The following is a 13,432-nucleotide window of genomic DNA, read 5'->3' as shown; positions in this document are numbered from 1 at the left end:
CTTGTTATACCTAATAATCTGCTGTTTTCACAAAAATAAGAAAGCCTATGATAAAGATATTTTTTCACATATCTTCATCATAGCCTTATTTTATCTGTTGGGAAAGTATAATTTTAGGGAAAAGGTATTTCCACTTCAGCTGATTATTTACCCAAACATCATTGTAACAAGAAATACAGCTGCAAGTATAGCAATTAAATCAGCTAATAATCCTGCCTGCAGTGCATAACGAATTTTTTTAATACCGATTGCACCGAAATAGATGGTAAGTACATATAAGGTAGTATCCGTGCTTCCCTGCATAACCGAAGCAATTGTCCCGATAAAAGAATCCGGCCCGTAGGTGGCAATGATTTCAGTTGTCATCCCTAACGCTGCAGTTCCGGAGATTGGGCGGATGAGTGCAAGGGGTAAAACTTCTGCTGGAAAACCAATAAAGGCTAGCAGAGGAGATAATATATCTACAAACGCATCTAACGCCCCGGAGCTGCGCAATATCGAAATAGCAGTAATCATTCCTACTAAAAAAGGGAGTAAAGAAACAGCTGTTTTTACGCCTTCCTTTCCTCCTTCCACAAACAAATCATATGCCGGTAATCTCTTCATGCTTGCCGCGATCATAATGAACAAAATAAAACAAGGAATCATCCAAATACTAATTACACTGATAAACCCCATCATGATTTCCTCCACGTACTCTTATAATAAAAAAACCGATCAATAATCAGTCCGGCAATGGTACCAATACAGGTAACCAATAACGTCACTCCGACAATTTCAGTAGGAGAAGCAGATTCGTATTGCATCCTGATACCGATAACCGTTGTGGGGATTAGTGTCAGTCCGGTGGTGTTTAAAATAAGGAAAGTTATCATTGAACGAGATGCTGTTTCTGAATGCTTATTTAGTTTTTTCATTTCCTCCATTGCTTTAATTCCTAAAGGGGTAGCAGCGTTGCCCAGCCCAAACATATTTGCAGTTAAATTAGATAAAATATAGCCCAACGCCGGATGATCCTTAGGTATTTCCGGGAATATTTTCGAAATAAGCGGACGAAAAATTTTGGCAAGTCCCCGTAAAATACCCGCTTCTTCCGCAATGCGCATCATGCCCAGCCAAAATACCAGGATACTAATCAATCCTATAGCCAACGTAACCGCCTGTGCGGCACTTTCAAAAATAGCTTCATTCACCGCTTCCATATTGCCTGAAAACATTGCATAAATAATTCCAATGGCAGCCATGCAGATCCAAATCCAATTAATCATTTGCATCCCACCTTATTATCGAATGAAATACATGCATTACCTCACTCAACAAATCTTCCTCATGATGCACGTGATGCGCATTACTTGTCTGAAGCACCGGCCGGTTTTGTTCGAGATAAACATCCTTTGCCCAGTCATCATGCCTATTTTTATAAAGCGGTACCTGGACAGTATCTTTTGTTGTCTCCCTATTTGTTATCGTTTCCCCGTTCATATCGATTTCTTTCATTTCAAACTGGTCAAATCCCCATTCAAACATCGAAATATGATCCTGCCAGTCGTTTGGAGCATCCAGTGTTACTGCAATTAACTCCATTCCATCCTTCTCCGCAGTGGTAATAAGCGTCCGGCCTGTCTGCTTGGTGTACCCTGTTTTCCCTCCAGTACAATATTCATAAAAATAGGTCAGCAGCTTGTTTTTATTTTGCCAGTGGTACGTCCTGTTCTCCGATAAATAACTGGTTTCCCCGCTTATCTCTTGAAAAATTGGATTTTCCATTGCATATTGCATGAGAATCGCCATATCATGAGCGCTTGAATAATGTGTATCAGAATCTAACCCATGTGGATTATCAAAGTGTGTATTCTCCATCCCCAGCCATTTAGCCTTTTCATTCATTAAATAGACGAATCCTTCTTCACTTCCGCCAACATGCTCCGCAATTGCTACAGCAGCGTCATTACCTGAACGGAGCATCAGTCCATACACTAAATCTGTCAGCTTCATCTTTTCGCCCTGCTCTAGATAAATTGATGAGCCTTCTGTATAAATGGCATTTCTGGAAACCGTCGCCTGTTCATTCATTTTTCCAGACTCCACAGCAATAATTGCAGTCATTATTTTAGTAATGCTTGCTATTGAAGCTGGTTCCTCTGCATTTTTTTCAAATAAAACTCTGCCTGAGGACTGTTCAATTAAAATAGCATGCTGTGCGGATACATTTACCGCAGCATGTCCATGAATTGGGAATGATAAAAAACTAATGATAATGACAATTATCCATATAAACAAACGCATCAGCTTGGCTCCTCCTCATTAAACACTGCATTATTTCTAACTCCTTGTCTGCCAGCCAGTCATAACATGCTTCTTGTTTATTTATATGTGAGGAACAAGCTATTATGTATATTGGGGACGAAAAAACCTTACAGATAAGCGGGAATCACTTATCTGTAAGGTCTTGTTATTTACTCGTTCGGAAACTGGTCGAAAAATAAATCAACATCGGATGCATCCGCTTCAGAGTCTAAGGAGGTTTCTAATTCCGGTAACTCTTCAAGCGTAGACAAACCAAAAAAGGTGAGAAATTCCTTTGTTGTTCTAAAAAGAGTCGGGCGGCCGACTGTTTCTTTTCTTCCACATTCCTCTACTAACATCCGGGATACTAAGGTTTGCAAAGGTCTTTCACTGCGGACACCCCGTATCTCATCGATTTCTGTCCGTGTGATCGGCTGCTGATAAGCAATGATTGCCAATGTTTCTAACGCAGCCTGAGACATCCTGCTTGGCTTGGGCTGAATAACCCATTTCTTAAAATATTCACTGTGAACCGGTTTGGTTGTTAAGCTGAGCATCCCATTAGCATTGAGAATCATCAGCCCCCGATTCTGTTCTTTATAATCTGTTTGAAGCTCATCTACAATTTGACGAACCTCATCTAAGGAAACATCAAGGACATTGCTCAGCTCGCTCACGGTTATTCCTTCATCACCGCCGGCAAATAACAGGCCTTCCGCAACCCCTTTTAAATAATCTAATTCCACGATGACTCCTCCATGCTATAAACATATAATTCTTCAAAATGATTTTCTTGCATTGCATATACTTCTCTTTTTTTCATTAATTCCAAAACAGCTACAAAAGTGGATACGATATATGATTTCGTAGGAACAGGAAATAAAGCATAGAATGTAATGCCATTTTTACTGCTTTTAACCTGCTGCAGTACTTCATCCATCCGTTTTTCTATCGGTATTTCCGTTCGTTCGATAACGGTATCTTGCGGCTCTTTCCATTGATTTCGCTGCATCATTTTTTTCAAAGCGCCAATCATATCAAAAACAGAAGCATTCCCTGCATTCACATTTTCAGGCAGAACATCTTTAAAATCAAAAACAACTGGCGAGCGCGTATAGACCTGCTGCTCTTTCGCCTCTTTTTCTTTTAATGCTTCCGCAGCTTCTTTATATTTTCGATATTCAATTAAACGCTGCATCAGTTCTTCACGGGGATCCTCCATATATGCTTCATCCATCTCTTCCTCTTCGAATTCCTGCTTGGGAAGAAGCATCTGGCTTTTGATCGCCAGCAAGGTAGAAGCCATTACCAGATATTCGCTGGCAATATTTAATTCCAAATGCTGCATCGTATGAATATAATCCATATACTGTTGTGTAATCTGAGCAACCGGAATGTCATAAATATCGATTTCATAGTGATTTATTAAATGAAGCAATAAATCTAATGGTCCTTCAAATTTTTCTAATTTAACTTCATATCCTTGAATCATCGCTGTAATTCCTCTCAAGCTGACCAAAACAATGCATCATTTACTTTAAAAAGTAATAATTTAATTGCAAAAGCCCATACACTATTTGCTCAGCTTACATAAGTTATAACGTAATATAAATGTTAGCACAAAACATTTATGGATTGAACTAAAAAGGAGGAAATAAAATGAGTGGTTATTCTGGTGGTTACGCAGGTGGATTTGCTTTAATCGTTGTACTATTTATTTTATTAGTAATTGTAGGAGCAGCTTGGTACTAAAATACTTGAAATAAATAGACTTTGCAACGAATGAAAAGCCAACCCGTATCAGGGTTGGCTTTTATCATCATCCTTTGCTTTCTCGTAAAAGGCTTTTACACTTTCAGAGGGCACAATCTCGTATTTATTTGAATAAATACGATGAATCTCAGCAATCATTCGTGAACCGATTCCATGATCCCGATGAGATGGATTCACGGTAAGGTGGTTAATAACCAATTGATTGTCATCCACGATTTGTACGCCGATTGCTCCGAGGACATCATCGCCTTCTTTCCACAAATGTAAATGCAAATCTTCATTTTCTTCATATTCACGAATCGTTTCTTGCAATTTTTTTACATCTTTTTCCTCAGGCATAAATGATAATAAGCCCATAGCAATTTTTTCTAAGTTTCTTTTAAAGCGAATTAACATAATTACCCCTCATTAAATTTCTTGTATGGTAATCCTTTTAAATTTTAATCAGTATTTACTCTGAAAGTATAACGCATTTCCAATATAATGAAAAGCACCATTTTAAAATTTAAGTAAAAACAACGATAACGATGAAGCGAGAAATATAATGTTATCCTTCGACACGAATCTCTTTCATTACATCTCCGTTAGACATTGCTTTTGCTAGCTCAACACCGGAGGTCACTTTTCCAAAAACTGTGTGAACGCCATTTAAATGCGGCTGCGGCTCATGAACAATGAAAAATTGAGAGCTTCCTGTATCTTTTCCGGCATGCGCCATAGATAAAGAGCCTTCCTCGTGTTTATGCGGATTCCCTTCTGTTTCACATTTGATTGTATATCCCGCAGAACCTGTACCATTACCGACTGGACAGCCGCCCTGGCTGACAAAACCGGGGATTACGCGATGAAAAGTCAATCCATCATAAAATTTTTCATTCGCTAATTTTTCAAAGTTAGCTACTGTTCCCGGCGCTTCATTTGGATACAATTCAAATTCAATTTTATTTCCATTTTCCATTTCGATATAACCTTTTTTCATTTCAGCAAATCTCCTTCTAAAAACAATTATACTTTATTTTACCACTTATTCCGTTCAAGTAAAGCTCTTTATCCCATCATAAGACAGATCATTTTTAACAATATCTTGATATGTTTCTCTCTTGACGACAAGGTGATCCTGCCCTTCTTCAATAAACACAACAGCAGGTTTGGTCAAACGATTGTAATGGCTTGCCATCGAGTAATTATACGCTCCTGTCGAGAATACAGCCAGGATATCCTTATCTTCAATACGCGGCACTGGAAGGTCCCAAATCAGCATATCGCCAGATTCACAGCACTTCCCTGCAATAGAAACTTCTTTTTCCGGACTGGCTTCCGGACGATTTGCAATCACCGCATCATATTTTGATTGGTATAGTGCAGGGCGAATATTATCTGTCATCCCGCCATCAATGGAATAATATTCTCTCACACCAGGAATTTTTTTGTTAGATCCGATTGTATATAACGTAATTCCTGCATCGCCTACAATGGAGCGGCCGGGCTCAATCCAAATCTCTGGAAATTTCATCTTATATTTATCGCAATTTTCTTCCACGCTGTCAATCATATCTTTCACATATTCCGCCAGCGGAAGCGGCTGGTCATCTTCGGTATAACGAATGCCGAATCCTCCACCTAAATTTAACACATCCGCTTCAAATTTGTATTTCTGCTTCCAATCTTCCAGCTTAGCAAAAAGGATAGCCGTTGCTGCTCGAAAACCATTTGTTTCAAATATTTGTGAACCAATATGACAGTGAAGGCCTTTCAGGTGGATTCTCGGATGTCCCAACACCTTCTTAAGAGCAGCTTCTGCCTGTCCATTTTGCAGGTCGAACCCAAATTTAGAGTCTTCATTCCCTGTCATAATGTATTTATGCGTCTTTGATTCCACACCAGGGGTTACCCGGAATAACACATCCATCGTTTTCTCCTGTTTGATAAGCTCTTGGTCCAACAGTGCAATATCATGAAAATTATCAATCACGATACAGCCGATGTCATGCTCCACAGCCATCGCGATTTCCTTTTCATTCTTATTATTTCCATGCATATGAATTCTTTCAGCAGGAAACTCTGCTTGAAGTGCTGTATATAATTCACCTTCAGAAATCACGTCTAGACATAGTCCTTCCTGTTTGGCAACCTGTAGCATCGCAATAGTTGAAAAGGCCTTGCTCGCATAAGCAACCCTTCCGGTAATTCCAGCATCACGAAATGCTTGTACAAAAGCTCTGGCATGCTTTCGGATCATTTCTACATCGTAGACATATAAAGGTGTTCCATATTTTTCTGCTAATTCGATGGTGTCCACACCACCAATTTCTAAATGTCCCTTTGTATTGACGGTAAAGGGGTGTGCATCAAGTATCATTCTTTTTCCCCCATTGTTTAAATAATTAAATACTTTATCACAAGACAGTAAATAATGAAAGCAAAAAACAATACTTCAGCCAGAAGGAGATGAAACAATCAATAAGCTGTCATAAACAAAGGTTGAGGGATTGCTGTATTTCCTTTTCGCAGTCCCTCCATTTTACAGGCGGCAAGTAACTGGAAACCGATCATGCCCCTGTCTTTTTGAATAATCGTTTCAAGGACGGCGATAGTTATTACGAGGATGTACAATACTCGGGCGATGTTTGTTATTCGGAACCGGCATCCGAAATATAATTTGTTTCATTGCATTTAAGTTAAAAGGAAGCAGAGGCCACATATACGGCGTTCTCATCGATCTGATCTGAACAATAAAAAATATATAAAGGGTGATTCCAATCATATAGCCGGGAAAACCGAATAATCCTACCGCAAGGACCAGAATAATTGTAACTACCTTATTCGCAACACTTAACTCGTAACTTGGTGTCACATAATTTCCAATAGCAGCCGTTGAAATGTATAAAATAACCTCTGGCGAAAACAATCCGACCTCAATCGCTATTTCCCCAATTAAAACAGCTGCAATTAATCCCATCGCTGTGGATAAAGGAGTCGGGGTGTGTATCGCTGCCATTCTTAAGAATTCAATCCCTATCGTTGCAATAATAATCTGAACGGTTATTGGAATGTTCCCTTCATCATTGGGCCCGATAAAACTTAATTTATCCGGCAGCAAAGACGGTTCAACCGCAAACAGAAGCCAGGTCGGCAAAAGAAATAATGCAGCCAGCACAGCAAGAAAGCGAATAAAACGAATACATGTACCGATTGTCGGCACTTGCCGATATTCTTCCGCATGCTGCAAGTGATGAAAAAAAGTTGTTGGAATAATAATGGCACTGGGAGAAGTATCGACAAATATAATGACGTGACCTTCTAATAAATGACTTGTCGCTACATCTGGTCTCTCTGTATATCGAACCAGCGGATATATATTCCATTTTTTAACCAGTAAAAATTCTTCTAATGATTTATCAGACATCGACATACCATCGACCTGAATTTTTCCAATCAGATTTTTTAAGTGCTTTACTAAATTCGGATTAGCTATATCTTCAATGTAGGTGATACAAACATCTGTTTTCGAACGTTCGCCAACCTTCATCATTTCATTCCGCAAACTTTCATCCCGCAAGCGTCTTCTGGTGAGCGCTGTGTTTTCTACAATATTTTCTGTATACCCATCTCTTGATCCACGAATGACTTTCTCTGTATCCGGTTCTTCTGGAGTTCTTCCGGGATAATTACGCACATCAATAATTTGTGCATATTCTTTTCCATCAATAAATACAGCTATCAGACCGCTGAGTACTTCATCAACTGCTTCATCCATTGTTTGAACATGTTCTACCTGCTGATGGACCAGCCGGTTTTCAATGATTTTTCCAATCTTGTCACTTTCTGATTCATTATCATTGATTTCAACCATTACTCTTAAAATCTGTTGTACAACGGAGGTATCCGTAAGACCATTTACATAGTACATCTGGATACGCTGATTCAGCACGACTGTCTCCCTGTAGCCCAAATCATACGATTTTTCTAAGCCTACCCTCTTTTTCATATACGCATAGATATCATCAATATGAGGAGAGATTGGGCTCTTTTTTTCTTTATCTGTCTGCATGTAATCACCTTCTGTTTGTCAGCTTATATTGGAAAAGCAAAACTGTTTTGCGTCTCAGCTTCTTGTTTGGAAGCTTAAATTATCAAGAATTAATAATTTTGGATAAAAAACCTGCTGTATTTTACCGGACAAAATAAACCCACTGAAACAGCGAACCAAATACTTTACCCAGCATCAGGGCCATCATAAATAAAATCACATAGCCGTCCATACCTATCCTCCGTGAGAGAATCGGGAAAACATTTAATACTTCTGTTAATGCTGCAGCAAGCATTCCGTTAAAAATGCCATGAAATAATCCCCATAGCATCAATGCAAACACAGATTGTGATGTGGAAATAGGAGCAAAAGAGAAATAAGTCCCGATTAATAACCCAATAATAACTGCCGCTCCATAAACTTTGATGTATTTCTCTGTCTTGCTTAATTGAATCAGTCTCGGAATAATCCCCAATACCGTAATAAAAGCAACAAAACCCGCACCCACTGCAACCCCGCTGCTGAAGCCAATAAAAATTTGCAGGATATTAAGAAGAATTTCTTGGATCATTCAGTTCATTTTCCATTGTATTGATATACTGCTGTAAATCCTGCTGATAATTAAAAATTTCTACTTCCAGCGGACTTGGCTCTTCATTAAATCTTTTTTTAAACCAGTGATTAAAAAAAAGAATGGTTCCTACGCCGAGACCTAATGAATAAGGAATCTGAATCCATAAAGGATACTCATTTTCGGTGCCAGTCAGGAGCAAATGCAGTTTTTGCTGGACGGGCTGCATGCTTACATCATAATGAAAGTTCATAATAGTCATTGCCGATCCGACAAACAGCAGCAGCCAGACAAATGTAAGAACCAAAGGATGGGTTGCTTTTTTACGCGGTTCAATTTGTATCAGCGTTTGTTCCGGTCCGAGCAGCTGAAATTCAATATCGGAATATTCCTTTGTAAGGTGATCAATTACCAAAAAGCTGTCAATTACCAAGATATTTTTATCTTTTTTGGATAGGCGGTAAATCGACGTATCTTCCAATAATTCCTTTTTGTTTGACTGTGTGGATATATAAGCAATATCTTTTAGTTTGAGCTCCTGCCATGTTTCTAGGACTATTTTTTTCCGCATTCTTATATATACAAGCTCTGCCATGGTTAACTCACCCTTATCTTCATTTCCTTAACCAATAGTATTTGTTAAAAGAGAACAAAATATAAGCCTTAAATGTAAAACAAGGCTTTACTCAGCGGGAGTCTTACAAAAGTTCTTCGATGTGAGGAATAATCGCAGTCCTAGTCCCAGCTAGTTACACTGCGATAAATACAATTGAACGAAAAAAAGCTTATCTGTGTGAGTCACACAAATAAGCTTTCCTCTTAGCCTGCATCCATATTTTTTTTCATATCCTCTAAAATCTTTTTCTCCAGTCTGGATACCTGTACCTGAGAAATTCCGAGCCTTTCAGCCACTTCGGTCTGTGTCTGGTCTTTATAATATCGTAGGTAAATAATTAACCTTTCCCGTTCAGTAAGCGATCGTACGGCTTCCTGAATGGATAATTTCTCAAACCATCTGGAGTCCTGCTCCGCGATTTGGTCTAATAAAGTAATGGAATCTCCATCACTTTCATAGACCGTTTCATGAATGGATTGGGGTGATTTTGCCGCCTCTTGTGCATGTACAATTTCTTCTGGTTCCAGCTCTAAAGCTTCTGCCAGCTCATTTACAGATGGAGAACGACCTAAATCTTTCGACATTTCTTCCCGTTTGCGGCGGATTTTATTCCCCATCTCCTTCAGAGATCGGCTGACCTTCACACTGCCATCATCACGAATAAAACGTTGTATCTCTCCAATAATCATGGGAACGGCATAGGTAGAAAATTTAACATTATAGGATAAATCAAATTTATCCACTGCTTTGATCAGCCCAATGCTCCCAATTTGAAATAAGTCATCTGGATCATATCCCCGATTAACAAATCGCTGCACAACAGACCAGACAAGCCGGACATTTCGGCGGATCAGCTCTTCTCTTGCTTCGTTATCACCGGATTGGCTTAACCGGATCATTTTCTTTACCTGCTCATTGGAAAGCTGCTCTCTTTCCTCCGTTTTATGAATATTCACGACAGAGACCTTAATTATATACCGTTTTTGATTTGGATAATTGCTTTTTCATATAAACGGAAGTCCCTTTTTCAGGAGCAGAAATGACTTCCACGGTATCCATGAAATTTTCAATAATCGTAAAACCCATGCCGGATCGTTCCATTTCTGGCTTTGATGTATATAAAGGTTCCCTTGCTTCATCAATGTTTAAAATACCTTGTCCCTCATCACGGATGGTCAGCTCTATTTCTCCATCGTATAGAACGCAGTCAATATATACCTTATGATGCGGTTCGCTTCCATAGCCATGAATGATGGCATTTGTCACTGCTTCCGAAACAACGGTTTTAATTTCTGTTAATTCCTCCATTGTCGGGTCCAGCTGTGTGATAAAAGATGCGACAGCAACTCTGGCAAAAGCCTCATTTTCACTGATACTTGAAAAAGAAAAAGACATTTCATTTCTCATGATGTCACCCCCAAGCCTTGAAGTGCGCGTTCTTCATTTTCTTCTAAACGTATAATTTTGTAAAAGCCTGACATATCAAATAGACGATGCAGTGAAGGAGACACAGAACAAAGAACCATCTCTCCTCCCAATTGAACAATTTCTTTATAACGTCCTAAAACAACCCCCAGCCCAGAACTGTCCATGAAACTAACTCCGTTTAGATTCAAGATGATATGTTTAATGGAATGCATATAAATCCAATCCTTCCACGTATCTCTCAATCCTTCTGCCTCATGATGATCCAGCTCACCTTCCATACGTACAATCAGCACATCGCCTCTTACTTCAAATGTTGTTTGTAATCCCATGTGCAAATGCTCCTCCTCTTTGTTGTGAAATAGTTGTGTTTTTGCTTAAAATACATGTTCAGAAAGTCCGGGAAAGAGAACAGGAAATTTCTTTCTCAAGCTCTTTTTACAGACTTTCGGAACGTCCTTAGTTAGTGTATTCTCTAAACAAATGACTATTTCCTGCTACTCGACAAAAGAAGTGGAAATCCGTGTTAATCGGCTGCTTTCACCATTTTTTGCATGGTACGTTTTGCTAATTCTAAAACAGACGCTTCGCTGATATCCTCGTTCACAATAAGCGGGGTAGCGAATACAGGCTCATCATTTTCTTTGACGGTGAGCTCTCCAACCACGGTGCCTTTTTTAACTGGGAATTCCCAATTATCCTGAATGGAAACTTCTGTTGTGACAGCTGCTTCTTCCTGCCCTTTTTTCTGCAGGGTATGCACACTCTGTTCAGTAACAATATCAAAATGATGCGGGTCTGCTTTTATTTTGTTCAGCTCCATCACAGTTTCTTCTTTGGCAAAAAGCTGTTCTGTTTGGTAGCTTTGGAATCCATAATCCATTAATCCGGATATCATTTTGTTACGTTCTTTAGGCGTTTCTGCTCCCATAACTACAGCGATAACCCGCATATCATCGCGTTTGGCTGTAGCTGTAAGACAATACTTTGCTTCATTTGTATAACCCGTCTTCATGCCATCTGCCCCCGGGTATGAACGAATCAGCTTATTTGTATTTACCAGCCAAAACTCATTTTCCTCCCCCTGTCGTAAATAATCTTCGTAAATGGATGTATAATTTGTGATATCTTCAAAGTGTAATAATTCTCTCGTCATCACTGCCATATCATAGGCGCTGCTATAATGATCGGCTGCCGGCAGCCCGGTTGTATTCGCAAAATGAGTATTCTCTAACGCAAGTTCTTCCGCTTTTTTATTCATCGCCCGGACAAATTCCTCTTCTGTTCCAGCAATCTTCTCTGCCATGGCAACACTGGCATCATTTCCGGAAGCAATCGCGATTCCTTTTATCAGATCATCAACTGACATTTCTTCCCCTGCCTCCAAAAATACCTGTGACCCTCCCATTGAAGCAGCATATTCACTGACGACAACAATGTCTTCTTTGGAGATTTCCTCTTTTTCTAAAGCTTCCATAATAAGAAGCAAGGTCATTATTTTAGTCATACTGGCTGGCGGTAATTGTTCATGCGCATCTTTATCAAATAATACAGTGCCTGTGTTTTGTTCGATTAAAACACTGGATAACGCATCCTCAGCTAACTTTGTTTCTTCTTTGTTCTCTTCATTCGCTAAAACAGTTGAATAGTTAAAAAATATCGTTCCAATAAGTAATCCAATCATGCATAAGATTCGTCTCTTCATACTGCTTCCCTCCAAATTACAATAATACTGTTAGGATTTCCATATTGACGCTATTTCATACTATATTTTTGATTAACAAATGAAGGAGAGAGCATCTTTTTTGTTGTTCAGCAAACTCTCATCTATACTAGGATGAGAATTGGGATAAAGAAGGGAGTTTTGGAAATGAGTCAAGATATCAGGGGAAAAATTGCTTATATAACTGGCGGAAGCAGCGGAATTGGCAAAGCGACTGCGCGCCAATTAGCAAAAGAAGGCGTTCATCTAGGTTTAATTGCCAGAAACCAGGAAAAGCTGGAGAATGTCCAAAAGGGATTAGAAAATGAAGGTATTTCTGTTGTCACCTGCAGTGCGGATATTTCGAAGCATGACCAAGTCAAATCTGCGGTTCAGACGCTAGAACAGCAATTAGGCAAAGCAGATATTTTGATTAATAATGCAGCAATAAGCGATTACGGTAATTTTCAGGATATGGATGAGGAAGTATGGAAGCATATTTTTGAAGTGAATGTTTTTGGAACATATCATATGCTGAAGGAAGTGCTGCCGCATCTTGTCAGCAAGCAAAAAGGAGACATTATCAACATTTCTTCCAGCAATGGATTAAAAGCAACCGCAGGCTCAACTGCCTACAGCGCATCTAAATTTGCTATTCAGGGCATGTCAGAAGCATTGATGCAGGAGGTACGCAGAGAAAACATCCGTGTATTTACCATGAACCCCAGCTTAGTCGCAACTGAGCTAGCTTTTGGCGATGAATTAGAAGAAAAGAACGAAGATAAGTTTATGCAGCCGGAAGATATCGCCGAATATATCACAGCTCAATTAAAATTAAATCAGCGTATTTTTATTAAGCAATCTGCACAATGGGCGACCAATCCATTTTAAAAAGGTTCTATGTCAAATGTTGTGGTGGAAAAACATTCCTCCACCTCTTTATTTATAAGCTTGCTTCAGCACAAGCTTGACCTCTTGTTGCCATAGAATTTTCTTTCTCATTCGTTCAAAATTTTTAATTCCATAAGA

Annotated in this window: 17 protein-coding genes; 2 read left to right on the top strand and 15 right to left on the bottom strand. The window is 39.2% G+C overall.

What is annotated here, in order from left to right; translation table 11 throughout:
• Positions 1-147: 147 nt before the first annotated feature.
• From ACFO3P_RS17835 to ACFO3P_RS17815, 5 genes are all read right to left on the bottom strand, one after another.
• A complete protein-coding gene (locus tag ACFO3P_RS17835; protein WP_042534219.1) occupies positions 148-678 on the bottom strand; it encodes a spore maturation protein in 531 nt (176 codons plus the stop codon).
• Positions 678-1,268: a nucleoside recognition domain-containing protein gene (locus ACFO3P_RS17830; RefSeq protein WP_042534221.1), complete on the bottom strand. Its 591-nt coding sequence runs from the start codon at positions 1,266-1,268 to the stop codon at positions 678-680. Before ACFO3P_RS17830 ends, ACFO3P_RS17835 begins: the two co-directional genes overlap by 1 nt.
• Positions 1,261-2,286 carry a D-alanyl-D-alanine carboxypeptidase family protein gene (locus ACFO3P_RS17825; protein WP_042534222.1) on the bottom strand — a complete coding sequence of 342 codons (1,026 nt, stop codon included), beginning with the start codon at positions 2,284-2,286 and terminating at the stop codon, positions 1,261-1,263. Before ACFO3P_RS17825 ends, ACFO3P_RS17830 begins: the two co-directional genes overlap by 8 nt.
• A gap of 170 nt (positions 2,287-2,456) precedes the next feature.
• A complete protein-coding gene (gene scpB / locus ACFO3P_RS17820) occupies positions 2,457-3,032 on the bottom strand; it encodes an SMC-Scp complex subunit ScpB (RefSeq protein WP_193062193.1) in 576 nt (191 codons plus the stop codon).
• Positions 3,023-3,778 (bottom strand): segregation/condensation protein A, encoded by a 756-nt coding sequence (locus tag ACFO3P_RS17815; RefSeq protein WP_226894687.1) that lies wholly within the window; start codon positions 3,776-3,778, stop codon positions 3,023-3,025. Before ACFO3P_RS17815 ends, scpB begins: the two co-directional genes overlap by 10 nt.
• A 167-nt stretch (positions 3,779-3,945) precedes the next feature.
• On the opposite strand from ACFO3P_RS17815, the gene ACFO3P_RS17810 reads away from it, so the two are divergent.
• Positions 3,946-4,038: a YjcZ family sporulation protein gene (locus tag ACFO3P_RS17810; RefSeq protein ID WP_040981479.1), complete on the top strand. Its 93-nt coding sequence runs from the start codon at positions 3,946-3,948 to the stop codon at positions 4,036-4,038.
• Between the two features lie 48 nt (positions 4,039-4,086).
• Here ACFO3P_RS17810 and ACFO3P_RS17805 read toward each other — a convergent pair whose 3' ends face one another.
• The 10 genes from ACFO3P_RS17805 to ACFO3P_RS17760 form a co-directional block, all read right to left on the bottom strand.
• Positions 4,087-4,455, bottom strand: a complete 369-nt coding sequence (locus ACFO3P_RS17805; protein WP_042534228.1) for a GNAT family N-acetyltransferase — start codon at positions 4,453-4,455, stop codon at positions 4,087-4,089.
• A gap of 151 nt (positions 4,456-4,606) precedes the next feature.
• The gene (locus ACFO3P_RS17800) at positions 4,607-5,038 is read right to left on the bottom strand and encodes a peptidylprolyl isomerase (RefSeq protein WP_042534229.1); all 432 of its coding nucleotides are present in this window, start codon (positions 5,036-5,038) and stop codon (positions 4,607-4,609) included.
• A 54-nt stretch (positions 5,039-5,092) separates the two neighbouring features.
• Positions 5,093-6,418 carry a diaminopimelate decarboxylase gene (lysA, locus tag ACFO3P_RS17795; RefSeq protein WP_042534232.1) on the bottom strand — a complete coding sequence of 442 codons (1,326 nt, stop codon included), beginning with the start codon at positions 6,416-6,418 and terminating at the stop codon, positions 5,093-5,095.
• Between the two features lie 219 nt (positions 6,419-6,637).
• A complete protein-coding gene (locus ACFO3P_RS17790) occupies positions 6,638-8,110 on the bottom strand; it encodes a spore germination protein (protein WP_042534234.1) in 1,473 nt (490 codons plus the stop codon).
• Between the two features lie 121 nt (positions 8,111-8,231).
• Positions 8,232-8,660, bottom strand: coding sequence for a stage V sporulation protein AB (locus tag ACFO3P_RS17785; RefSeq protein ID WP_042534236.1), 429 nt, complete (start codon positions 8,658-8,660; stop codon positions 8,232-8,234).
• Positions 8,638-9,255, bottom strand: a complete 618-nt coding sequence (locus tag ACFO3P_RS17780) for a stage V sporulation protein AA (RefSeq protein ID WP_193062194.1) — start codon at positions 9,253-9,255, stop codon at positions 8,638-8,640. The genes ACFO3P_RS17785 and ACFO3P_RS17780 overlap by 23 nt, the downstream gene beginning before the upstream one ends.
• A 224-nt stretch (positions 9,256-9,479) precedes the next feature.
• On the bottom strand, positions 9,480-10,232 hold the full coding sequence (gene sigF, locus ACFO3P_RS17775; RefSeq protein ID WP_042534240.1) for an RNA polymerase sporulation sigma factor SigF: 753 nt from the start codon (positions 10,230-10,232) through the stop codon (positions 9,480-9,482).
• A gap of 10 nt (positions 10,233-10,242) precedes the next feature.
• Positions 10,243-10,683 (bottom strand): anti-sigma F factor, encoded by a 441-nt coding sequence (spoIIAB, locus tag ACFO3P_RS17770; RefSeq protein WP_042534241.1) that lies wholly within the window; start codon positions 10,681-10,683, stop codon positions 10,243-10,245.
• Positions 10,680-11,033 carry an anti-sigma F factor antagonist gene (gene spoIIAA, locus ACFO3P_RS17765; RefSeq protein ID WP_042534242.1) on the bottom strand — a complete coding sequence of 118 codons (354 nt, stop codon included), beginning with the start codon at positions 11,031-11,033 and terminating at the stop codon, positions 10,680-10,682. The genes spoIIAB and spoIIAA overlap by 4 nt, the downstream gene beginning before the upstream one ends.
• Positions 11,034-11,227: 194 nt before the next feature.
• On the bottom strand, positions 11,228-12,406 hold the full coding sequence (locus ACFO3P_RS17760; protein WP_193062195.1) for a D-alanyl-D-alanine carboxypeptidase family protein: 1,179 nt from the start codon (positions 12,404-12,406) through the stop codon (positions 11,228-11,230).
• A gap of 165 nt (positions 12,407-12,571) precedes the next feature.
• Here ACFO3P_RS17760 and ACFO3P_RS17755 point away from each other — a divergent pair, with 165 nt between their 5' ends.
• Positions 12,572-13,294 (top strand): 3-ketoacyl-ACP reductase, encoded by a 723-nt coding sequence (locus tag ACFO3P_RS17755; protein ID WP_289585168.1) that lies wholly within the window; start codon positions 12,572-12,574, stop codon positions 13,292-13,294.
• Positions 13,295-13,432 lie beyond the last annotated feature (138 nt).

This window comes from Oceanobacillus aidingensis (genome assembly GCF_042654105.1).
Classification (GTDB): Bacteria; Bacillota; Bacilli; order Bacillales; family Amphibacillaceae; genus Oceanobacillus; species Oceanobacillus oncorhynchi.
Note: the sequence above shows the minus strand (reverse complement) of the source record. Positions and strands in the feature narration are given on the sequence as shown.

Excerpts from the sequence above, each read along its gene's own strand:
- ACFO3P_RS17760 (WP_193062195.1), bottom strand. The coding sequence starts at position 12,406 with ATGAAGAGACGAATCTTATGCATGATTGGATTACTTATTGGAACGATA.
- ACFO3P_RS17835 (WP_042534219.1), bottom strand. The coding sequence starts at position 678 with ATGGGGTTTATCAGTGTAATTAGTATTTGGATGATTCCTTGTTTTATT.
- lysA (WP_042534232.1), bottom strand. The coding sequence starts at position 6,418 with ATGATACTTGATGCACACCCCTTTACCGTCAATACAAAGGGACATTTA.
- ACFO3P_RS17805 (WP_042534228.1), bottom strand. The coding sequence starts at position 4,455 with ATGTTAATTCGCTTTAAAAGAAACTTAGAAAAAATTGCTATGGGCTTA.
- ACFO3P_RS17830 (WP_042534221.1), bottom strand. The coding sequence starts at position 1,268 with ATGATTAATTGGATTTGGATCTGCATGGCTGCCATTGGAATTATTTAT.
- ACFO3P_RS17810 (WP_040981479.1), top strand. The coding sequence starts at position 3,946 with ATGAGTGGTTATTCTGGTGGTTACGCAGGTGGATTTGCTTTAATCGTT.
- ACFO3P_RS17815 (WP_226894687.1), bottom strand. The coding sequence starts at position 3,778 with ATGATTCAAGGATATGAAGTTAAATTAGAAAAATTTGAAGGACCATTA.
- ACFO3P_RS17755 (WP_289585168.1), top strand. The coding sequence starts at position 12,572 with ATGAGTCAAGATATCAGGGGAAAAATTGCTTATATAACTGGCGGAAGC.
- spoIIAA (WP_042534242.1), bottom strand. The coding sequence starts at position 11,033 with ATGGGATTACAAACAACATTTGAAGTAAGAGGCGATGTGCTGATTGTA.
- ACFO3P_RS17800 (WP_042534229.1), bottom strand. The coding sequence starts at position 5,038 with ATGAAAAAAGGTTATATCGAAATGGAAAATGGAAATAAAATTGAATTT.
- ACFO3P_RS17790 (WP_042534234.1), bottom strand. The coding sequence starts at position 8,110 with ATGCAGACAGATAAAGAAAAAAAGAGCCCAATCTCTCCTCATATTGAT.
- ACFO3P_RS17785 (WP_042534236.1), bottom strand. The coding sequence starts at position 8,660 with ATGATCCAAGAAATTCTTCTTAATATCCTGCAAATTTTTATTGGCTTC.
- ACFO3P_RS17780 (WP_193062194.1), bottom strand. The coding sequence starts at position 9,255 with ATGGCAGAGCTTGTATATATAAGAATGCGGAAAAAAATAGTCCTAGAA.
- ACFO3P_RS17825 (WP_042534222.1), bottom strand. The coding sequence starts at position 2,286 with ATGCGTTTGTTTATATGGATAATTGTCATTATCATTAGTTTTTTATCA.
- spoIIAB (WP_042534241.1), bottom strand. The coding sequence starts at position 10,683 with ATGAGAAATGAAATGTCTTTTTCTTTTTCAAGTATCAGTGAAAATGAG.